Source organism: Shewanella sp. M16 (genome assembly GCF_018224605.1).
Taxonomy (GTDB): Bacteria; Pseudomonadota; Gammaproteobacteria; order Enterobacterales; family Shewanellaceae; genus Shewanella; species Shewanella oncorhynchi.
The window spans coordinates 1-255 of the sequence record NZ_JAGTUL010000161.1; the positions used below are offsets into that span (position 1 = coordinate 1).

General features: G+C 56.9%; 1 pseudogene. It reads right to left on the bottom strand.

The features are described 5' to 3' along the window. Positions 1 to 255 (bottom strand): annotated as a pseudogene (locus tag KFE26_RS23865) (hypothetical protein); the annotation flags it as partial.

Sequence of the window (255 nt, forward strand, 5' to 3'; positions counted from 1 at the left end):
GCTTGTAAGCTGGCTTGCTCGCTGAAAGGCTTAGTGTGGCTTGCTGGGGTAGTGATTGAGTGTGTCATGGGCTGCTTGCTCCGTTTGGGGTCTATCATCTTCGTTTTCGCCTGACGTCCTGCTCGCTCGCCATCGTTCTGATTGACAAGGGCGCGCAGCGGCGAAGCGAACCCTTGGCAAGCGGGTTGTGGTGAGCGACAGATAAGACGGAAGCGTAAACGAAAGGGATAGCACCAGGAGCGGCCATGATGCCGA